Annotated in this window: 14 protein-coding genes; 5 read left to right on the top strand and 9 right to left on the bottom strand. The window is 60.2% G+C overall.

Features of this window, described 5'->3' with window-relative positions; translation table 11 throughout:
* Positions 1-165 precede the first annotated feature (165 nt).
* The 6 genes from ICA16_RS09545 to ICA16_RS09570 form a co-directional block, all read right to left on the bottom strand.
* Complete coding sequence (locus ICA16_RS09545) at positions 166-990, bottom strand: ABC transporter permease (protein WP_008084123.1); 825 nt, start codon at positions 988-990, stop codon at positions 166-168.
* A gap of 12 nt (positions 991-1,002) precedes the next feature.
* Positions 1,003-2,250: an ABC transporter permease gene (locus tag ICA16_RS09550; protein ID WP_210700473.1), complete on the bottom strand. Its 1,248-nt coding sequence runs from the start codon at positions 2,248-2,250 to the stop codon at positions 1,003-1,005.
* Between the two features lie 386 nt (positions 2,251-2,636).
* Complete coding sequence (locus ICA16_RS09555; RefSeq protein WP_042561375.1) at positions 2,637-3,680, bottom strand: ABC transporter substrate-binding protein; 1,044 nt, start codon at positions 3,678-3,680, stop codon at positions 2,637-2,639.
* A 47-nt stretch (positions 3,681-3,727) separates the two neighbouring features.
* Positions 3,728-4,852: an ABC transporter ATP-binding protein gene (locus tag ICA16_RS09560; protein ID WP_150601827.1), complete on the bottom strand. Its 1,125-nt coding sequence runs from the start codon at positions 4,850-4,852 to the stop codon at positions 3,728-3,730.
* Positions 4,853-5,181: 329 nt separating this feature from the next.
* Positions 5,182-5,811: a response regulator gene (locus ICA16_RS09565; RefSeq protein ID WP_003210977.1), complete on the bottom strand. Its 630-nt coding sequence runs from the start codon at positions 5,809-5,811 to the stop codon at positions 5,182-5,184.
* 86 nt (positions 5,812-5,897) lie between these two features.
* Positions 5,898-8,291: a PAS domain-containing sensor histidine kinase gene (locus ICA16_RS09570; RefSeq protein ID WP_210700474.1), complete on the bottom strand. Its 2,394-nt coding sequence runs from the start codon at positions 8,289-8,291 to the stop codon at positions 5,898-5,900.
* 73 nt (positions 8,292-8,364) lie between these two features.
* Here ICA16_RS09570 and ICA16_RS09575 point away from each other — a divergent pair, with 73 nt between their 5' ends.
* Positions 8,365-9,354, top strand: coding sequence for an alpha/beta hydrolase family protein (locus ICA16_RS09575; RefSeq protein WP_210700475.1), 990 nt, complete (start codon positions 8,365-8,367; stop codon positions 9,352-9,354).
* Between the two features lie 111 nt (positions 9,355-9,465).
* On the opposite strand, the gene ICA16_RS09580 is transcribed toward ICA16_RS09575, so the two are convergent.
* Genes ICA16_RS09580 through ICA16_RS09590 form a run of 3 tightly spaced genes read right to left on the bottom strand, consistent with a single transcriptional unit; the run spans position 9,466 to position 11,922 of the window.
* A complete protein-coding gene (locus ICA16_RS09580) occupies positions 9,466-10,233 on the bottom strand; it encodes a TerB family tellurite resistance protein (RefSeq protein ID WP_210553548.1) in 768 nt (255 codons plus the stop codon).
* A gap of 1 nt (position 10,234) precedes the next feature.
* Complete coding sequence (murU, locus tag ICA16_RS09585; protein WP_150617730.1) at positions 10,235-10,906, bottom strand: N-acetylmuramate alpha-1-phosphate uridylyltransferase MurU; 672 nt, start codon at positions 10,904-10,906, stop codon at positions 10,235-10,237.
* Positions 10,903-11,922, bottom strand: a complete 1,020-nt coding sequence (locus ICA16_RS09590; RefSeq protein ID WP_150617731.1) for an aminoglycoside phosphotransferase family protein — start codon at positions 11,920-11,922, stop codon at positions 10,903-10,905. Before ICA16_RS09590 ends, murU begins: the two co-directional genes overlap by 4 nt.
* Positions 11,923-12,053: 131 nt before the next feature.
* On the opposite strand from ICA16_RS09590, the gene ICA16_RS09595 reads away from it, so the two are divergent.
* The 4 genes from ICA16_RS09595 to rsmA are packed head-to-tail and all read left to right on the top strand — an operon-like array spanning position 12,054 to position 17,968.
* Positions 12,054-14,870 carry an LPS-assembly protein LptD gene (locus ICA16_RS09595; RefSeq protein WP_210700476.1) on the top strand — a complete coding sequence of 939 codons (2,817 nt, stop codon included), beginning with the start codon at positions 12,054-12,056 and terminating at the stop codon, positions 14,868-14,870.
* Entirely contained in the window at positions 14,845-16,167 is a 1,323-nt protein-coding gene (gene surA, locus ICA16_RS09600; protein ID WP_210700477.1) for a peptidylprolyl isomerase SurA, read from the top strand. Before ICA16_RS09595 ends, surA begins: the two co-directional genes overlap by 26 nt.
* A complete protein-coding gene (pdxA, locus tag ICA16_RS09605; RefSeq protein ID WP_210700478.1) occupies positions 16,164-17,153 on the top strand; it encodes a 4-hydroxythreonine-4-phosphate dehydrogenase PdxA in 990 nt (329 codons plus the stop codon). The genes surA and pdxA overlap by 4 nt, the downstream gene beginning before the upstream one ends.
* Positions 17,150-17,968 (top strand): 16S rRNA (adenine(1518)-N(6)/adenine(1519)-N(6))-dimethyltransferase RsmA, encoded by an 819-nt coding sequence (gene rsmA / locus ICA16_RS09610; protein WP_150601836.1) that lies wholly within the window; start codon positions 17,150-17,152, stop codon positions 17,966-17,968. The genes pdxA and rsmA overlap by 4 nt, the downstream gene beginning before the upstream one ends.
* Positions 17,969-18,016: the final 48 nt, after the last annotated feature.

Raw genomic sequence — 18,016 nt, forward strand, 5'->3', positions numbered from 1 at the left:
CACCTCATGAATAACCGCCAGAACACCGACCGGATGCGGAGACGATCACTCACGTGTAGGAGCTGCCGAAGGCTGCGATCTTTTGATCTTGAACTTAAAAAACAAGATCAAAAGATCGCAGCCTTCGGCAGCTCCTACAGAGGCGATTTCAATTCGGGACGTTCGTCAGACCTGAGCAGTACGCAATTTCTCGCTACGCCCACGCAGCCATTCCAATGTCAGTAACAGGATCACAGAGAACGCAATCAACAACGTCGCCGCAGCCGCAATCGTCGGGCTCAGGTTTTCGCGAATCCCGCTGAACATCTGCCGAGGCAAGGTCGCCTGTTCGGGCCCGGCGAGAAAAAGCGTCACCACCACCTCATCAAACGAAGTCGCAAAAGCAAACAGCGCCCCGGAAATCACCCCCGGCGCAATCAGCGGCAGGGTCACGCGACGGAAAGCAGTCAACGGCGATGCCCCAAGGCTCGCGGCGGCGCGCACCAGGTTATGGTTAAACCCCTGCAACGTCGCCGAAACAGTAATGATCACAAACGGCACACCCAACACCGCATGCACCACGATCAGAGAAAAGAAGCTGTTGCCCAGGCCCAGCGGCGCGAAGAACAGATAACTCGCCACGCCGATGATCACCACCGGCACGACCATCGGCGAAATCACCAGCGCCATCACCAGCGCCTTGCCGGGGAAGTCGCCACGGGTCAGGCCGATGGCCGCCAGCGTACCGAAGATCATCGCCAGCACGGTCGCGGCCGGGGCGACGATGATGCTGTTCTTCAGGGCGCGCATCCACTCGGCCGAAGCGAAGAAGTCGTGATACCACTGCAGCGAGAAGCCCTGCAGCGGGTACACCAGAAAACTGCCCGAGTTGAACGAGAGCGGAATAATCACCAGCACCGGCAGAATCAGAAACAGCAGAATCAAGCCGCAGAGAATCCGCAAGCTGTAGAACCACACCCGTTCGATGGGCGACATGTAAGGACTCAGCATTTCAAACTCCCCTTAGCTCAGGCGCAGGCGACTGGCGCCCACCAGCCAGCTGTAGATCAGATAAAGCACCACGGTCGCCAGCAGCAACAAGCCGCCCAGCGCAGTGGCCATGCCCCAGTTGATGCTGGTGTTGGTGTAGAAGGCGACGAAGTAGCTGACCATTTGATCGTTCGGGCTGCCGAGCAGCGCCGGGGTGATGTAGTAGCCGATGGCGAGGATGAACACCAACAGGCAGCCGGCACCGACGCCTGCATAGGTCTGCGGGAAGTACACCCGCCAGAAACTCGCGAACGGGTGGCAGCCGAGGGAAATCGCGGCGCGCATGTAGGTGGGCGAGATGCCTTTCATCACGCTGTAGATCGGCAGGATCATGAACGGCAGCAGGATGTGCACCATCGAGATGTACACGCCGGTGCGGTTGAACACCAGTTCCAGCGGCTTATCGATGATGCCCATCGCCATAAGCCCGCTGTTGATGAGGCCGCCCGATTGCAGCAACACAATCCACGCCGCCACTCGCACCAGAATCGAAGTCCAGAATGGCAGCAGCACCAGAATCATCAGCAGGTTGCTCTGACGCGACGGCAGGTTCGCCAGCAAGTACGCCAACGGATACGCCAGCACCAGGCAAATCACGGTAATGACCAGGCCCATCCAGAAGGTACGGGCGAAGATGTCGAGGTAGATCGCCTGGTCCGGGGTGGCCGGGGCGATTTCGCCGAGGTCGTCGATACGGTGATCGACCGACGCCAGCAAGTAATACGGGGTGATGCTACTGGTATTGCGCTTGACCGCTTGCCAGTAGGCCGGATCGCCCCAGCGTTCATCGAGGGCCTCCAGCGCTTCTTTATAAGAGGCCGGTTCGCTGGCGAATGGCAACGCCCGGGCCGTTTTGGTCAGCAGGCTGCGATAGCCGGCCAACTCCATGTTCAAGCGCTTGGACAAATCGCCCAGCGTCTGGTTTTTGCGCGCCTCGGCGAGGTCGTCGCTCGCCGCTTTGTAGACGGGTTCAGCGGGCAGGCCACGGCCGTCCCAACTGGCGATGGCCACCACGGTGCGCGGCAGGCCGCCGACCACTTCAGGGTTGCCGACGCTTTTGTAGAGCAGCGCCACGATCGGCACCAGAAACACCAGCAGCAGGAAAATCACCAGCGGCGCAATCAGCGCCTGCGCTTTCCAGCGATTAACCCGCTCGGCGCGCTTGAGCTTCTGCTTCAAGGTGGGGCTGGCGCCCTCGTTCAGGGGAACGGCGATGGCCATGACGTACTCCGCAAATCTCTGGATGGGCGGCATCACGCAATGTGATGCCGCATTACATCAACAATCAAAAATCACACCACCCCTGTAGGAGCTGTCGAGTGCAACGAGGCTGCGATCTATTGATCTTCAAAGGCAAAATCAAAAGATCGCAGCCTTCGGCAGCTCCTACAGGTCATGCGCGCATCTCTGTAGGAGCTGTCGAGTGCAACGAAGCTGCGATCTGTTGATCTTGAAAGGCCAAATCAAAAGATCGCAGCCTTCGGCAGCTCCTACAGGTCATGCGTGCATCCCTGTAGGAGCTGTCGAGTGCAACGAGGCTGCGATCTGTTGATCTTGAAAGCCAAATCAAAAGATCGCAGCCTTCGGCAGCTCCTACAGACGAAGGATTACTTCGCCGCCCAGGAGTTGAAACGCTGCTCGAGCTGCTCGCCGTTGTCAGCCCAGAAGCTGACGTCGATCTGCACCTGGTTGGCGATGTTTTCCGGCGTGGTCGGCATGTCTTTCAGGACGTCCTTGGCCAGCAGCGGTACGGCTTGAGTGTTGGCCGGGCCGTAGGCGATGTTTTCCGAGTAGGTCTTCTGCTGCTGCGGCTGTACGGAGAAGGCGATGAATTTCTTCGCAGCTTCGGCACGCTTGGCGTCCAGACCTTTCGGGATAGCCCATGCGTCGAAGTCGTAGATGCCGCCGTTCCACACCACTTTCAGATTGGATTCTTTCTGCACCGCAGCAATCCGACCGTTGTAGGCCGAGCTCATGACAACGTCACCGGAAGCCAGATACTGCGGCGGCTGCGCACCGGCCTCCCACCACTGGATGCTTGGTTTCAGCTCATCGAGTTTCTTGAACGCACGATCCTGTCCGCCCTTGCTGGCCAGTTCTTTGTAGACGTCTTTCGGCGCCACACCATCGGCCATCAAAGCGAACTCAAGGGTGTACTTGGCACCTTTACGCAGGCCACGCTTGCCCGGGAATTTCTTGGTGTCCCAGAAATCGACCCAACTGGTTGGCGCGGTTTTCAGCTTGTCGGCGTTGTACGCGAGCACGGTCGACCAGACGAAGAAACCTACGCCGCACGGCTGGATTGCGCCTTTGACGTAATCTTCGGTCTTGCCGAACAGCGCAGGATCCAGTGGCTCGAACATGTCTTCGTCACAGCCACGGGACAGTTCCGGCGACTCAACCTCCACCAGATCCCACGACACGCTCTTGGTGTCGACCATGGCTTTGACCTTGGCCATTTCACCGTTGTACTCGCCAGCAACGATCTTGCCGTTGCCCGCTGCTTCCCACGGTGCATAGAAGGCTTTGACTTGCGCAGCCTTGTTCGCCCCGCCAAACGACACCACGGTCAAATCCGGGCCAGCGGCCATTGCGCTTGCCGCACCCATCAGGCCCAGGGTAAGGGCGGTGAACTTCAGGGATCTCAACATTTATTGTTCTCTCCACGTGCAGGGTTGGTGTTGGAACTACGGGGCGCTCAGTGCGCCTCTTGAAGAGGGTCAAGCGCGCGAACGTGCTCGACCTGCCAGCCAAGCGGAACCACGTCGCCGACGCTGAGCCCTGGATCGAGCTCGGCAATCGGTTGTTTCACGAAGAAGTCGGTCTTGCCGCAGACTTCCAGGCGCACCCGGACGTGGTCGCCCAGATAGATGAATTCCGCCACCCTCCCTGAGAAGCGGTTAACGCATTGATCACTCGAACCGTTGAGGCTGACGCGCTCCGGACGGATCGACAGGGTCACCGGTTCGCCGGTCTGGCCGACGTTGACCGCCAGCGCCTCGACCTTCTCGCCACGGCCCAACTCGACCACGCAGCGTTCGCCGTTCTGGCTGAGCAACCGGCCGTTTAGCCGGTTGTTCTCGCCGATGAAGTTGGCAACGAAGGTGTTTTTCGGTTCTTCGTAGAGGCTGCGCGGCGGCGCAATCTGCTGGATTTCGCCCTGATGGAACACGGCGACGCGATCGGACATGGTCAGTGCTTCGCCCTGATCGTGGGTCACGTAGACCACGGTCACGCCGAGGCGCTGGTGCAGGTGTTTGATTTCCATCTGCATGTGTTCACGCAGTTGTTTGTCGAGGGCGCCGAGGGGTTCGTCCATCAACACCAGTTGCGGTTCGAACACCAACGCGCGGGCCAGCGCCACACGTTGCTGCTGGCCGCCGGACAACTGCGCCGGATAACGCTGGGCGAAGGCATCGAGCTGGACCATGCTCAGGACTTTTTTCACCTTGTCGCTGACGTCGCTTTTGTTCAGGCCACGCACGCTCAACGGGAACGCGAGGTTTTCGGCCACGGTCATGTGCGGGAACAGCGCGTAGTTCTGGAACACCATGCCGATGTCGCGCTTGTGCGGCGGTACGTTGTTGATCGAGCGACCGGCCAGCAGAATCTCACCGGCAGTCGGCGTTTCGAAACCGGCGAGCATCATCAGGCTGGTGGTCTTGCCGGAACCGGACGGCCCGAGCAGGGTGAGGAATTCGCCTTTGCGAATGTCCAGGTTGAGGTCTTTGACGATCAGGTTCTCGCCGTCGTAGCTCTTCTGCACTCCACGAAAGCTGACCAGCACATCACTGGCCCCTGCGCTTGTATCGACCTGGCTCATACCCACACCTTTGTTGTTGATGACTGCTTGTGTATCAAGCCTAGTGGCTGGCGGCAGTCACGCAAATCGGGGCGCAGGAGAGAATGGCCTCAGCCGGATGGAAGGTTGGGGGTAGGGATTGCCCTACAAGGATGGCGCGGATTGGCAAGCGAGATACGAGCGACAAGCTGCGAGCCGCAAGAACGGGCAAAAGCGCCTGTCGCTAACAGATATGCCCACACCCCCCTCTGTAGGAGCTGCCGAAGGCTGCGATCTTTTGATCTTGTTTTTTAAGATCTAGATCAAAAGATCGCAGCCTTCGGCAGCTCCTACAGGGGATCGCGTTCAGGTCAGAGGAGTTTGTGTTCCATCGCGTACTTCACCAACTCGGCCAGCGAAGTGATGTTGAGCTTCTGCATCAGCCGCGCCTTGTGCGTGCTGATGGTTTTGCTACTCAGGGCCAGTTGCTGGGCGATGTCATTGACGTTGGCGCCTTGGGCCAGACGCTCGAACACCGAGAACTCGCGTTCGGACAACAGCGAATGCAACGGCCGCGAATCAGTCAGACCGACTTCGAAGACCATGCGGTCGGCCAGATCCGGATCGATATAGCGCCCGCCCGCCGCGACTTTACGAATGGCGGTGAGCAGCAGCGCCGGATCACTGTCCTTGGTCGCGTAACCCGCGGCGCCGACCTTTAACGCACGCGCGGCCATTTGCGCTTCGTCGTGCATCGACAGCACCAGAATCGCTGGCGGATTATTCAGCGCGCGGATTCGCGGGATTGCTTCCAGCCCGTTGACCCCAGGCATGGAGATGTCGAGCAAGACCACTTCGCACGGCACATGGCGCAGGGTCTCGAGCAATTGTTCGCCATTGCTCGCCTCCCCCACCACCAGCAGATCCTTGGCCAGGCCGATCAATTGCTTGATGCCCTCGCGGACGATGGTGTGGTCTTCGGCTACCAGTACACGGATCACTTGCATGCTCCTCGATTGTTGTTTTCAACGGCAAAAGATCGCATTGATCGCATCCCCCTGTAGGAGCTGCCGCAGGCTGCGATCTTTTAGCGATCCACCGGCACCCACACATTCAGACTGGTGCCCTCCCCCGGCTCACTTTCAAGCGCCAACCGCCCGCCCATGATCAGCACCCGCTCGCGCATGCCCACCAGACCAAACGAAGTAGGCCGACCCGCAGCCGCGACAAATCCTACGCCATCATCGCTGACCGTCAGACACAACTCGTCGCCTTCGAGCACCAGCGTCAGTTCCACAGTATGCGCCTGGGCATGACGCATCACATTGGTCAGCGCCTCTTGCAGAATCCGGAACAGACCAATTGCTTTGGCATCACTGAGCGCCGGCAGATTGTCCGGCACCTGCACCAGACACGGAATCTGCGTCCGCGCTTCGAACCGTCGCGCCTGCCACTCGATTGCCGAGGCAATCCCGGCATCGAGAATCGGCGGGCGCAACGCCGTCGCCACATCGCGCACCAGCTGAAACAACTGGGCGATCAGGCGTTTCATGCTGTTCAGCCGCTCGTGCAAACCGGGGTCGAGTTGCGCGTAGGCCAATTCGCACATCGACGTCTCCAGTTTCAGCACCGTGAGCATTTGCCCCAACTCGTCGTGAACCTCCCGGGCGATCCGCGCCTTCTCTTCCTCGCGCACGCTTTCAAGGTGCGCCGACAGTTCGCGCAGTTGCTCGCGCGATGACGCCAGTTCCAGCTCGATGCGCTTGCTCTCGGTGATGTCCCAGACAATGCCGTCCCAGACATAAGCGCCATCTTCAAGCTGTCGGGTGATCGCCTTGATTTCGGCCCAACGCTGCACCCCTTGGCGCGTGAGGATTCGCCCCTGCCACGACCAGTCGCTATCGGTGTCCAGCGCCTGATCCTGGGTCTGGTGATAACTGGCCCTGTCGTCCGGATGCACCAGACTGCGCAGGCCCATGTCGCGGTGAGCGATGGCCGCCGGGGAATAACCGACCAGACTTTCGCTGCCCTCGGATATATAGGCAAAATCGATTTGCCCGGTGACCGGCGCCCGCTCCAGTCGAAACACCAGGCCCGGCACGTTGGCGGCGATGCCTTGCAGTCGCGCCTCGCTTTCCTGCAACGCGGCCAATGCACGACGGCGTTCGGTGACGTCGGTGAGGTAAACCACGAGATATTCGCTGTCACGAAAGCGCAAGAAACTCAGCGACACGTCCGCTGGCAAAACACTGCCATCCGCGCGCACGCAACTGGTTTCGAAACTCAACGGCCCTTCTTCACTGGCCCGCGCGCGTTTCCACAGGTTGAGCCAACGGTCCATATGCAGGCCCGGTTCGAAGTCGATCAACGGCCGCTCGATCAGCCCACCCGACGGGTAACCGAGCATGTTTTCTGCCGCCCGATTGGCGTAGCGCACGTGGCTGTCCCAATTGACCCAAAGGATGCCGACGGTGCTTTGATCGATGGAAAACTGCGTCAGCCGCAAGGCTTCTTCGCTGGCTGCGCGCAGGGCAATGTCTTCGCGTGCGGCGAGCAGACGCTGTTCGAGGCTGTGCTGCTGACGCCGCTGCCAAAACACAATCGCCATGCAACTGAGCAGCATGACGGCGAACAACAGGCTGAGGTTCTGCCAAAACCCCGGCGACTCCGACAGCCGCGGGTATTTCGGTTGCAGCCATTGGTTGTGCAGGCGCTCCAGATCCTTGGCCGGGATCGCACGCAACGCGCTCTGGACGATACCGGCAAGCTGCGGCCAATCGCGGCGCGAAGCCACGCGCAGCAGTTGCGGCAGGCCGATGTCGCCAACCACCACCAGTTCGGAGAACTCGGGTTCCACTGACAGCCGACCGAGCTGCGCTTCATCGACCACCGCGTAAGACGCCTGCTGACTCAACAACAGCTGCAACGCCTGACGCTCCAGCGGCACACCTTGCAGGTTCAGATGCGGATAGTTGCCGCGCAAATAGTCGGCGGTGGTACTCGGCATACGCACGGCGACGCGGGTCTGGCTGTCGAGTTTTTCCAGATCCACCACGCCGCTGGCCTTCTGATCGCTGACCACCAGTTGCGGCACGCGCATGTACGGATCGGAAAACTGCCAAAGGCGCAGCGCACTGGGCGTCTGTGTCAGCCCCGGAGCGATATCGATTTCGCCATCGCGCACCGCCGCTTCCAATTGCGCCAGATCCTGAAAATTACGCCAGCTCAGCTCAACATTGAGTGCCTGGGCGAGCAACTTCATCAACTCGACGTTGGCCCCGGACAACCGCTGCAAGCGTCGGTCGTATTGCGCGTACGGTGCCTGCAACACCAGGCCGACGCGCAATTCGTTGTGCTGCGCGAGCCATTGCTGCTCACTCGCCGACAATTGCGCAACGTGCGCCGGTGGCGCAGGCGCCGCCCAGCCCATCAAGGGAAACCACAAACAGCCGATAACCCACAGGCAGCAAAATCGCTTCATTGAAGTCTCTTGAACTGACAAATTCTGACCAACCCATTAGGCTGCCGGGATACTTTCTGGCCTGGAATAACCGATGCCCTCTGTTTACCGCCTGGCAATGCCAGCATTGTGCCTGTCGCTGATCCTGCCTTGTGCGTTTTCCGTCAACGCCGCCGATCCGGCCCCGGCTGCCGCAGCGGAAAAACCCGCTGAAGAAAAACCGGCCGAACGTCAGCCACTGCTTGAGCGTAGTCAGGAAGAAGCCGCGGCACTTGAACGTAAAGTGCCGGCGCAAGAACAGCAACAGTTGCAGGCCGCCAGCGAAACCTTCCTGGCCCTGTGGAAACCGGCCAACACCGCCGATCCCAAAGGCGCGGTGATTATCGTCCCGGGCGCGGGTGAGACTGCTGACTGGCCTCAGGCAATCGGCCCTTTGCGGCAGAAGTTGCCGAACGCCGAGTGGAGCAGCCTGAGCATTACCCTGCCCGATCTGCAAAGCGATGCGATCGCGCCGCGCGTAGTCGAAGCCGCAGCGGCGCCGAAAGCGCCGGAAACTGGCAGTAAGGATGCCACCACGGCGCAACCGATCGAACAGGCCGCAGGCGGTGAGGCGGAAGTCGCCGATCAGGTGGTTGCCGAAACGACTGAAGAACAGTCCAAAGCCGATGCCGAACGAATCTTCGCGCGGATCGACGCAGCCATTGCCTACGCCGAACAGCAGAGCGCACGACGCATTGTTGTGCTCGGCCACGGCACCGGCGCCTATTGGGCAGCGCGTTACCTGAGCGAGCGGCAGACCGCGCAGGTGGAGAAATTCGTCATGGTCGACGCGCAGGCACCGGCCAAGGCCAAACCGCCACTGGCGGAACTGACGCCATCGCTGAAGCTGCCGACGGCGGATATTTTCTACATGGATAAACCGCTGGATCGCCACGCGGCGCTGGAGCGTATGCAAGCGAGCAAGCGTTTGAAGACGCCGGCGTTCAGCCAGGTGGCGCTTAGGGCCCTGCCGGATAACAAGGCTGAGCAGGAACAGTTGTTCCGTCGGGTGCGTGGCTGGTTGAATCCGCAGAATCCGGACTGACCAAAGCAAAAGCAAAAGCAAAAGATCGCAGCCTTCGGCAGCTCCTACAGGGTGTACATCAATCCCATGTAGGAGCTGCCGAAGGCTGCGATCTTTTGATCTTAAAAATGCCTAGCGAAAATCTCTGCGTTCACGAATCAACGTATACGCACTGTGCAGTTCCCGAGTTCTCTCGGTCGCCTCACGCACCTGCGCAGGTGTCGCGCCGCTGCCAGCAATCTTGTCCGGGTGATGACGACTGAGCAGTCGTCGATAAGCCCGCTTGATCTGCGCCGGCTCGCTGCTCGCCGACACGCCGAGCAAACGCATCGCTTCCTGATAGGTCACCGCAGCACTGACGATAGGCCGCTTGCCCGGTTCGTAATCACTGGCCAGCGCTTGCACCTGCTGAGGCGTCCAGCCGAGCCACTTGCCCCACTGCGCCAACAACTCGCGCTCACTGACACCGGCCCGGCCGTCAGCCCAGACCATGCGCCAACAGGCACGCAACACACCTTCGGTAGCATGCGGTTGCGCACTCAGACGCCGCAGATAACCGCGCAGATTATCGCCACCCGACTTACCGCGATTGAACGCAGCGATCGCCCGACGCATGGCCGGTTCGCTCATTTCCAGCGCGCGCATCTCGTTACGCGCCTGCTGGATATGCCCGTCCTTGACTTGCCCGTCGCTCTTGGCCAGACGTCCGAGCAACACAAACAACAATTCGTCGTTGCGCAGCATCGGCCGACCGCCGAGCTTCTCCCTTAAATGCCCCCAGCTCTGCAAGTGCAAACGCCGATCCAGCGCCTGCCCCAACAACGCCCCAAGCATGGCCCCCGGAATGCTGGCGATTGCAAAACCCGCCCCGGCTCCAATCAGAGTCCCTGGCCACAACATATCAGCGACTCGCTTCTATCAAGGCTTCAGCTTCGGCCAGACGCTCATGCGTACCGACATCCACCCAATGACCTTTCAGACGCTCGCCCGTCACTTCACCGTCCGCCATGGCCTTGCGCAGTAGCGGCGCCAATTTGAAAGCCCCGTCCGCGCAGCCATCGAACAACTGCGGATGCAGCACGGCGATGCCGCTGTAGGTCAGCGTCGCCGCGTTCGGCTGGCCGTCGATGACCTGCCCCTCCAGCAACGAAAAATCGCCGGTCGGGTGATGCGCCGGGTTATCCGCCAGCACCAGATGCGCCAGACCGTTGATCGGCTGATGCAGCACGCTGAAGTCGTAATCGGTCCAGATATCACCGTTGACCACCAGGAACGCATCGTCGCCAAGCAGCGGCAGCGCGCGGAAAATCCCGCCACCGGTTTCCAGCGGCTCACCTTCCGGCGAGTATTGGATGCTCAAGCCAAACTGCGAACCGTCGCCCAGATAATCCTCGATTTGCTGACCGAGCCAGGCGTGATTGATCACGATGTCGTTGAAGCCTGCCGCCGCGAGGGCGCGCAGGTGGTATTCGATCAGCGGAACGCCGCCGGCACGCACCAGCGGTTTCGGAGTAGTCAGGGTTAGCGGGCGCATGCGCTCGCCTTTGCCTGCTGCCAGAATCATGGCCTTCATGCCTTCGCTCCGCCACGCAGGCTGGTGAACAGCGCTTGCAGTTCTGCCAGTTCGGGACGGCGCGCGATCACTGCTTCTATATAAGAGAAGAAACGCGGCACATCGGCGAGGTAGCGTGGCTTGCCATCACGATGGCAAATCCGCGCGAAGATGCCGATGACCTTCAGGTGACGCTGTACGCCCATCAGGTCGCTGGCGCGCAGGAAATCTTCGAAGTCCGGCTGCACCGGTATGTTCAGCGCCGAGGCCTGCTGCCAGTAGCTTTCCAGCCAGCCGCGTACGCGCTCTTCAGGCCAGCTGAGGAAGGCATCCTTGAACAGACAGGTCACGTCGTAGGTCACCGGGCCATAGACCGCGTCCTGAAAATCCAGTACGCCGGGGTTCGGCTCGCTGAGCATCAGGTTGCGCGGCATGTAGTCGCGGTGCACCAGCACTTTGGGCTGCGCCAGCGCACTGTCGATCAGCAGGTCGCTGATGTGCTGCCACTGTTGCTGTTGAGTCGAATCAAATTCGACGCCCAGCTCACGCTTCACGTACCACTCGGGGAACAGTTCCAGCTCGCGGCGCAGCAATGCAACGTCGTAACTCGGCAGCGGAGCGACCATCGGCAATTGCTGAAAAGCCAGCAGCGCTTGCAGGGCATCGCTGAACAATGCGTCGGCATTTTCGCTGTCGATCACGTCCAGAAAGGTCTTGTTGCCCAGGTCATTGAGCAAAAGAAACCCACGTTCGAGGTCTTCGGCATAAATTTTTGGCACATTTATTCCGGATTTCGCCAGCAAAAAGGCGATATCCACGAACGGTTTGCAGTTTTCCTGGGGGGGCGGCGCGTCCATCACGACGAAGCTGCGACCCGCGCCTTCCCAACGGAAGTAACGGCGGAAACTCGCGTCGCTACTGGCCGCGGTCAACGTGGCCGGGGGCACGGCGCCCCAGCCCTGATCTGCAAACAGAATTGCCAACTGCTCATCGAGCCAAACTTTCAGGTGTTGCAAGCGTACATCTTGGTCAGGCATTGCAAGGGTCTCCGACGGCGCTAGCCGTCAAGCGGGTCATGCTTTATTATCCAGCATCTTTTTCAGACCATCGAGAGGCGTGCGGCCCACCACCGCGGGCAGATGGCACGCAGGAAGCCCGGACTAATAAGATGGCATTGAAATCCCCCGCGTTTCGTAAAAAATTTCCATTGTTGGTAACCGGCAGTCTGCTGGCTATGCAACCTCTGGCCAGTCAATTCGTTGTTGCCGCCGAGCAGTATGACTGCTCCGTATCGGCTTCGGGTGGTTGGGACTGTGCGCCCAAGACGTCGGCGGCTGCATTGCCACCACGTCCAGTGCATGACGGCAGTGCCGTCAGCGCCACCGGCGACGCCCCGAGCGATAAAGGTTCGGTTGCCGACACTGGCGCCAAGCCAACGCTGGTCACCGAAGCCAAAGGCCGCGGTTTGAAATCCCGTAGCGAAGACTTCAGTCACCTCGACTGGGTTCCGCGCGAGAAGCTTACCGCCGCCCAACTGGCCGAAACCGGCCCGTACTGCTCGGGTGCCTACATCGAACCCACTCGTCCTGGCATGAATGACAAGACGAGCAAAAGCGATGCTCCGACCTTTATCGGCGCAAAAGCTTCGCGCTATAACACCGATGATCAAGTCGGCACGCTGGCCGGTGATGTTGTCCTGCGTCAGGGCAGCATGCAGGTCGAGTCCGATGAGGCCAGCCTGTATCAGGCTGAGAGCCGCGCCGAGCTCAATGGCGATGTGCGTATCCGTGACAACGGCGCACTGATTGTCGGCGACCATGCCGACGTGCAGCTCGACACCGGTGAAGCCAAGGTCGACAACGCCGAATACGTGATGCACAAATCGCGCATTCGCGGTAGCGCGCTGTACGCCAAGCGCGCCGAGAACGCGATCATCCGCTTGAAGGACGGCACGTACACCACGTGCGAACCGAACAGCAACGCCTGGCAGCTCAAGGGCAACAACATCACCTTGAACCCGGCCACCGGCTTCGGTACCGCGACCAACGTGACGCTGCGCGTAAAAGACATTCCGATCCTGTACACGCCTTACATCTACTTCCCGATCGATGACCGTCGCCAGTCGGGCTTCCTGCCGCCGACCATTGGCACCGGCACCGATACCGGCTTCACGCTGGTCACCCCGTACTACTTCAACCTGGCGCCGAACTACGATGCCACGTTGTACCCGCGTTACATGAGCAAGCGTGGCATGTTGGTGGAAGGCGAGTTCCGCTACCTGACCCAATCGAGTGAAGGTCAGTTCGGTGCGGCATACCTCAACGACGACAACACCGATCGCAGCAAGCAGACCGATTACGAAAAAACCCGCTACATGTACAACTGGCAGCACAAGGGCGGTCTCGACTCCCGCGTGCTCACCCAGGTTGACTACACCAAGATCAGCGATCCGTATTACTTCCAGGATCTGGAAACCGATCAGATTGGCGTGAAGTCCAGCGACTTCGTGAATCAGCAGGGCTCGGTCACCTATCGTGGCGACAGCTACACCGCGCGGTTGAATGCTCAGCAGTACCAACTGGCCACTGTTTCGAACATTACACCGTATGGTCGTTTGCCGCAGATCACCTTCACTGGTCAGCTGCCGTATCATCCGGAGGGTTTGAATTTCGATTACGAGACCGAGATTGTGCGGTTTGATCGTGATTTGAAGACTGGCACATTCACCCAGGAAGACGGCGTCACGACAGAACGTCGCCTTGACAACAACATTCAAGGTCTCGATCGCGCCAACGGCGACCGTCTGAATCTGAAGCCAGGTGTCAGCCTGCCGATGAACTGGACCTATGGCTTCCTGAAGCCATCGCTCAAGTACCAGTACACCCAGTATCAGCTTGATCTGGACGGTACCGGCAAGTCGCAGATCGTTGCTCAGCAAAATGCAGCAGCGGCAGCAGGTACCGACTATGTTGGCGGTAAGTTCGACAGCAACCAGAACCGTGGTGTGCCAATCGCCAGCGTCGACGGCGGCCTGTACTTCGACCGCAACACCTCGTTCTTTGGCAAGAACTACCGCCAGACCCTGGAACCGCGCCTGTTCTACCTCTATGTACCTGAGGTCGACCAGGAAGACATTCCAGTATTCGACACCAGCGAAAACACCTTCAGCTACGCGTCGCTGTTCCGTGACAACCGCTTCTCCGGCTCCGACCGTGTCGGTGACGAGAACAAGCTGTCGCTGGGCGTGACCAGCCGCTGGATTGAAGACGACGGATTCGAGCGTCAACGCGTCAGCGTTGGCCAGGCGTTGTACTTCAAGGACCGCAAGGTTCAACTGCCGGGCGTCGCGTTCAACGATCGCGACGACGCGAAATCCGACGTCTCGCCATATGCGCTGGAATACGAATACCGCTGGAACCGCGATTGGCGCACCACGGCCGACTACAACTGGGATCCGGACAGCCGCAGCCCGCGTTCGGGCAGCGCGATGTTCCACTACCAGCCTGAAGATAACCCGAACAAGGTCATCAACGTCGGCTATCGCTATCGCAATGACCAGGTTCGCTACGACCAGAACACCGGTAAATGGACCGTGGGTGGTGGCGACTACGGCACCCCTGGCACACCTGGCTACGTGAAGGACTACTACAAAATCCAGCAGCATGACTTCTCGGTCATCTGGCCGATCGTTCCACAGTGGAACGCAATCAGCCGCTGGCAGTACGACTACAACCGTAACCGTACCCTGGAAGCCTTCGGTGGTTTCGAGTACGACAACTGCTGCTGGAAATTGCGCCTGATCAACCGTTACTGGGTTTCCTACGACGAATTCAGTCAGGAAGCTCCGCAAAACGAAAAAGGCGACCATGGCGTCTTCCTCCAAATTGTTCTGAAGGGACTCGGCGGCCTCACTGGCGCCAAAGTAGAGAGCTTCCTCGACAAAGGCATCCAAGGTTATCGTGAACGTGAAGACCAAGCTTTCTGATTGTCTGCGCCCGCTGATGCTGGGCGCGCTGTTCCTGGGTACTGCGGCCAACGCCGCAGTACAGTCCATCGACAAAGTGGTAGCGATCGTCGACAACGACGTGGTCATGCAGAGCCAACTGGACCAACGCGTCCACGAAGTTCAGCAGACCATCGCCAAGCGTGGCGGCGGCTCGCCGCCACCGGGCGTTCTGGATCAGCAGGTGCTCGAGCGCCTGATCGTTGAAAACCTGCAATTGCAGATTGGCGAACGTTCCGGCATTCGCATCACCGATGAAGAACTGAACCAGGCGGTTGGCACCATCGCCCAGCGCAACAACATGTCCGTGGACCAGTTCCGCTCGGCTCTGGCTCGCGACGGCCTGTCTTATGACGACGCCCGCGACCAGATCCGCCGTGAGATGGTCATCAGCCGCGTCCGTCAGCGCCGTGTAGCCGAACGCATTCAGGTGTCCGAGCAGGAAGTGAAAAACTTCCTCGCCTCCGACCTGGGCAAGATGCAACTGTCCGAAGAACTGCACCTGGCCAACATCCTGATTCCGACCCCGGAAAGCGCCAACTCTGAAGCTATTCAGAACGCCGCGCGCCAGGCCATGGAGGTTTACCAGCAGCTCAAGCAAGGCGCTGACTTCGGTCAGATGGCCGTGGCCAAGTCTGCCAGTGACAACGCACTGGAAGGCGGCGACATGGGCTGGCGTAAAGCCGCGCAATTGCCACCTCCGTTCGATCGCGAACTGAGCAGCATGGCCGTCGGCGACATCACTCAGCCTGCACGCACTCCGGGTGGTTTCATCATCCTGAAGCTGCTGGCCAAGCGTGGTGGCGAAGCCCAAACCCGTGATGAGGTGCATGTGCGCCACATCCTGGTCAAGCCGAGCCCGATTCGCGACGAAGCGAAAACCAAGGCCTTGGTCGAGTCGCTTTACTCTCGTATCGAAGCTGGCGAAGACTTCGCCACACTGGCCAAGAGCTATTCCGAAGACCCGGGTTCTGCCCTCAACGGCGGCGACCTGAGCTGGATCGACCCGAACGCACTGGTTCCGGAATTCCGTCAAGTGATGGCCAATACCCCACAAGGTCAGCTGTCCAAGCCGTTCCAGACCCAATACGGCTGGCACGTTCTGGAAGTCCTTGGCCGTCGTGCCACTGACAGCACCGAACAGGCCCGCGAGCAGCAAGCAATGACCGTACTGCGTAACCGCAAATACGACGAAGAGCTGCAAACCTGGCTGCGTCAGATCCGTGACGAAGCGTACGTAGAGATCAAACTCCCTGGTGCAGACCAGGCAGCGCAGTGAAACCCAAGCGTTTCGCGCTGACACCCGGCGAACCAGCCGGCATCGGTCCCGACCTGTGCCTGCTGCTCGCCTCGCAAGTCCAGCCACACCCCCTGATTGCCATCACCAGCCGCGACCTGCTCCTTGAGCGGGCCGCGCAGCTGGGGCTGGCCGTCAATCTACTGGAAGTCGGGCCGAATCACTGGCCCGACACCCCGGCACCGGCTAACAGTCTCTATGTCTGGGATACACCGCTCAGCGCCCCTGTGGTCGCCGGGCAACTGGACAAGGCCAATGCCGCTTTCGTCCTCGAGACCCTGACCCGCGCCGGCAACGGCTGCCTCAACGGCGACTTCGCCGGGATGATCACGGCGCCCGTCCACAAGGGCGTGATCAACGAGTCGGGGATCGCGTTTTCCGGACACACCGAATTTCTGGCTGACCTGACCCATACCTCCCAGGTCGTGATGATGCTTGCCACGCGCGGTTTGCGCGTGGCACTGGTCACCACTCACCTGCCCTTGCGCGAGATTGCCGACGCAATAACGCCGGAGCGACTGGAGCGGGTCACACGGATTCTGCACGCCGACCTGCAAGAAAAATTCGGCATTGCCCAGCCTCGCATTCTGGTCTGCGGCCTCAACCCGCACGCCGGTGAAGGCGGACATCTGGGCCATGAAGAAATCGACATCATCGAACCTACATTAGAGCGCCTGCGCGGCGAGGGCATGGACCTTCGTGGCCCGCTGCCAGCCGATACTCTGTTTACCCCCAAATATCTGGAGCACTGCGATGCAGTGCTGGCGATGTACCACGACCAGGGCCTGCCCGTGCTGAAGTACAAAGGCTTCGGCGCTGCGGTCAACGTGACCCTGGGCCTGCCGATCATCCGTACTTCGGTTGACCACGGCACCGCCCTCGATCTGGCCGGCAGCGGCAAGATCGACACCGGCAGCCTGCAAGTCGCCCTGGAAACCGCCTACCAGATGGCCGAGACCCGTTTATGACCGAGCAATACCAACACAAGGCGCGCAAACGCTTTGGCCAGAACTTCCTGCACGATGCCGGCGTCATCGACCGCATCCTGCGCTCCATCAGCGCCAAGCCCACAGATCGCCTGCTGGAGATTGGCCCGGGCCAGGGTGCATTGACCGCCGGTCTGCTGAATTCCGGTGGGCAACTGGACGTGGTGGAACTGGACAAGGATCTGATCCCGATCCTCAACCAGCAGTTTGCCGGCAAAAGCAATTTCAACCTGCATCAGGGCGACGCGCTGAAGTTCGACTTCAACACGCTCAACGCCGCACCGAACAGCCTGCGTGTGGTCGGCAACCTGCCGTACAACATCTCCACGCCGCTGATTTTCCACCTGTTGAACAACGCCGGCATCATTCGCGACATGCACTTCATGCTGCAGAAGGAAGTGGTCGAGCGCCTGGCCGCAGGCCCTGGTGGTGGTGACTGGGGTCGTCTGTCGATCATGGTTCAGTACCATTGCCGCGTCGAACACCTGTTCAACGTCGGCCCGGGCGCGTTCAACCCGCCGCCGAAGGTCGATTCGGCCATCGTTCGCCTGGTGCCGCACGCGGTACTGCCGCACCCGGCCAAGGATCATCGTTTGCTGGAACGCGTCGTGCGCGAAGCCTTCAACCAGCGCCGCAAGACTCTGCGTAACACGCTCAAGCAATTGATGAGCAACGCCGAGATCGAAGCCGCCGGCGTCGATGGCAGCCTGCGCCCGGAACAACTCGACCTGGCGGCCTTCGTGCGCCTGGCCGACAAGCTCAGCGAGCAAGTCCCTGAAGCTCCCGCCGCCGACTGACCGGCGATGAACGCTATCGGGCAGCACGCCACTCTGGTTTACTGCCCG

It is taken from the genome of Pseudomonas anatoliensis (genome assembly GCF_017976235.1).
GTDB classification, from domain to species: Bacteria; Pseudomonadota; Gammaproteobacteria; order Pseudomonadales; family Pseudomonadaceae; genus Aquipseudomonas; species Aquipseudomonas anatoliensis.

Excerpts from the sequence above, each read along its gene's own strand:
- rsmA (WP_150601836.1), top strand. The coding sequence starts at position 17,150 with ATGACCGAGCAATACCAACACAAGGCGCGCAAACGCTTTGGCCAGAAC.
- ICA16_RS09555 (WP_042561375.1), bottom strand. The coding sequence starts at position 3,680 with ATGTTGAGATCCCTGAAGTTCACCGCCCTTACCCTGGGCCTGATGGGT.
- ICA16_RS09575 (WP_210700475.1), top strand. The coding sequence starts at position 8,365 with ATGCCCTCTGTTTACCGCCTGGCAATGCCAGCATTGTGCCTGTCGCTG.
- ICA16_RS09590 (WP_150617731.1), bottom strand. The coding sequence starts at position 11,922 with ATGCCTGACCAAGATGTACGCTTGCAACACCTGAAAGTTTGGCTCGAT.
- ICA16_RS09570 (WP_210700474.1), bottom strand. The coding sequence starts at position 8,291 with ATGAAGCGATTTTGCTGCCTGTGGGTTATCGGCTGTTTGTGGTTTCCC.
- ICA16_RS09580 (WP_210553548.1), bottom strand. The coding sequence starts at position 10,233 with ATGTTGTGGCCAGGGACTCTGATTGGAGCCGGGGCGGGTTTTGCAATC.
- ICA16_RS09560 (WP_150601827.1), bottom strand. The coding sequence starts at position 4,852 with ATGAGCCAGGTCGATACAAGCGCAGGGGCCAGTGATGTGCTGGTCAGC.
- ICA16_RS09595 (WP_210700476.1), top strand. The coding sequence starts at position 12,054 with ATGGCATTGAAATCCCCCGCGTTTCGTAAAAAATTTCCATTGTTGGTA.
- murU (WP_150617730.1), bottom strand. The coding sequence starts at position 10,906 with ATGAAGGCCATGATTCTGGCAGCAGGCAAAGGCGAGCGCATGCGCCCG.
- ICA16_RS09550 (WP_210700473.1), bottom strand. The coding sequence starts at position 2,250 with ATGGCCATCGCCGTTCCCCTGAACGAGGGCGCCAGCCCCACCTTGAAG.
- ICA16_RS09545 (WP_008084123.1), bottom strand. The coding sequence starts at position 990 with ATGCTGAGTCCTTACATGTCGCCCATCGAACGGGTGTGGTTCTACAGC.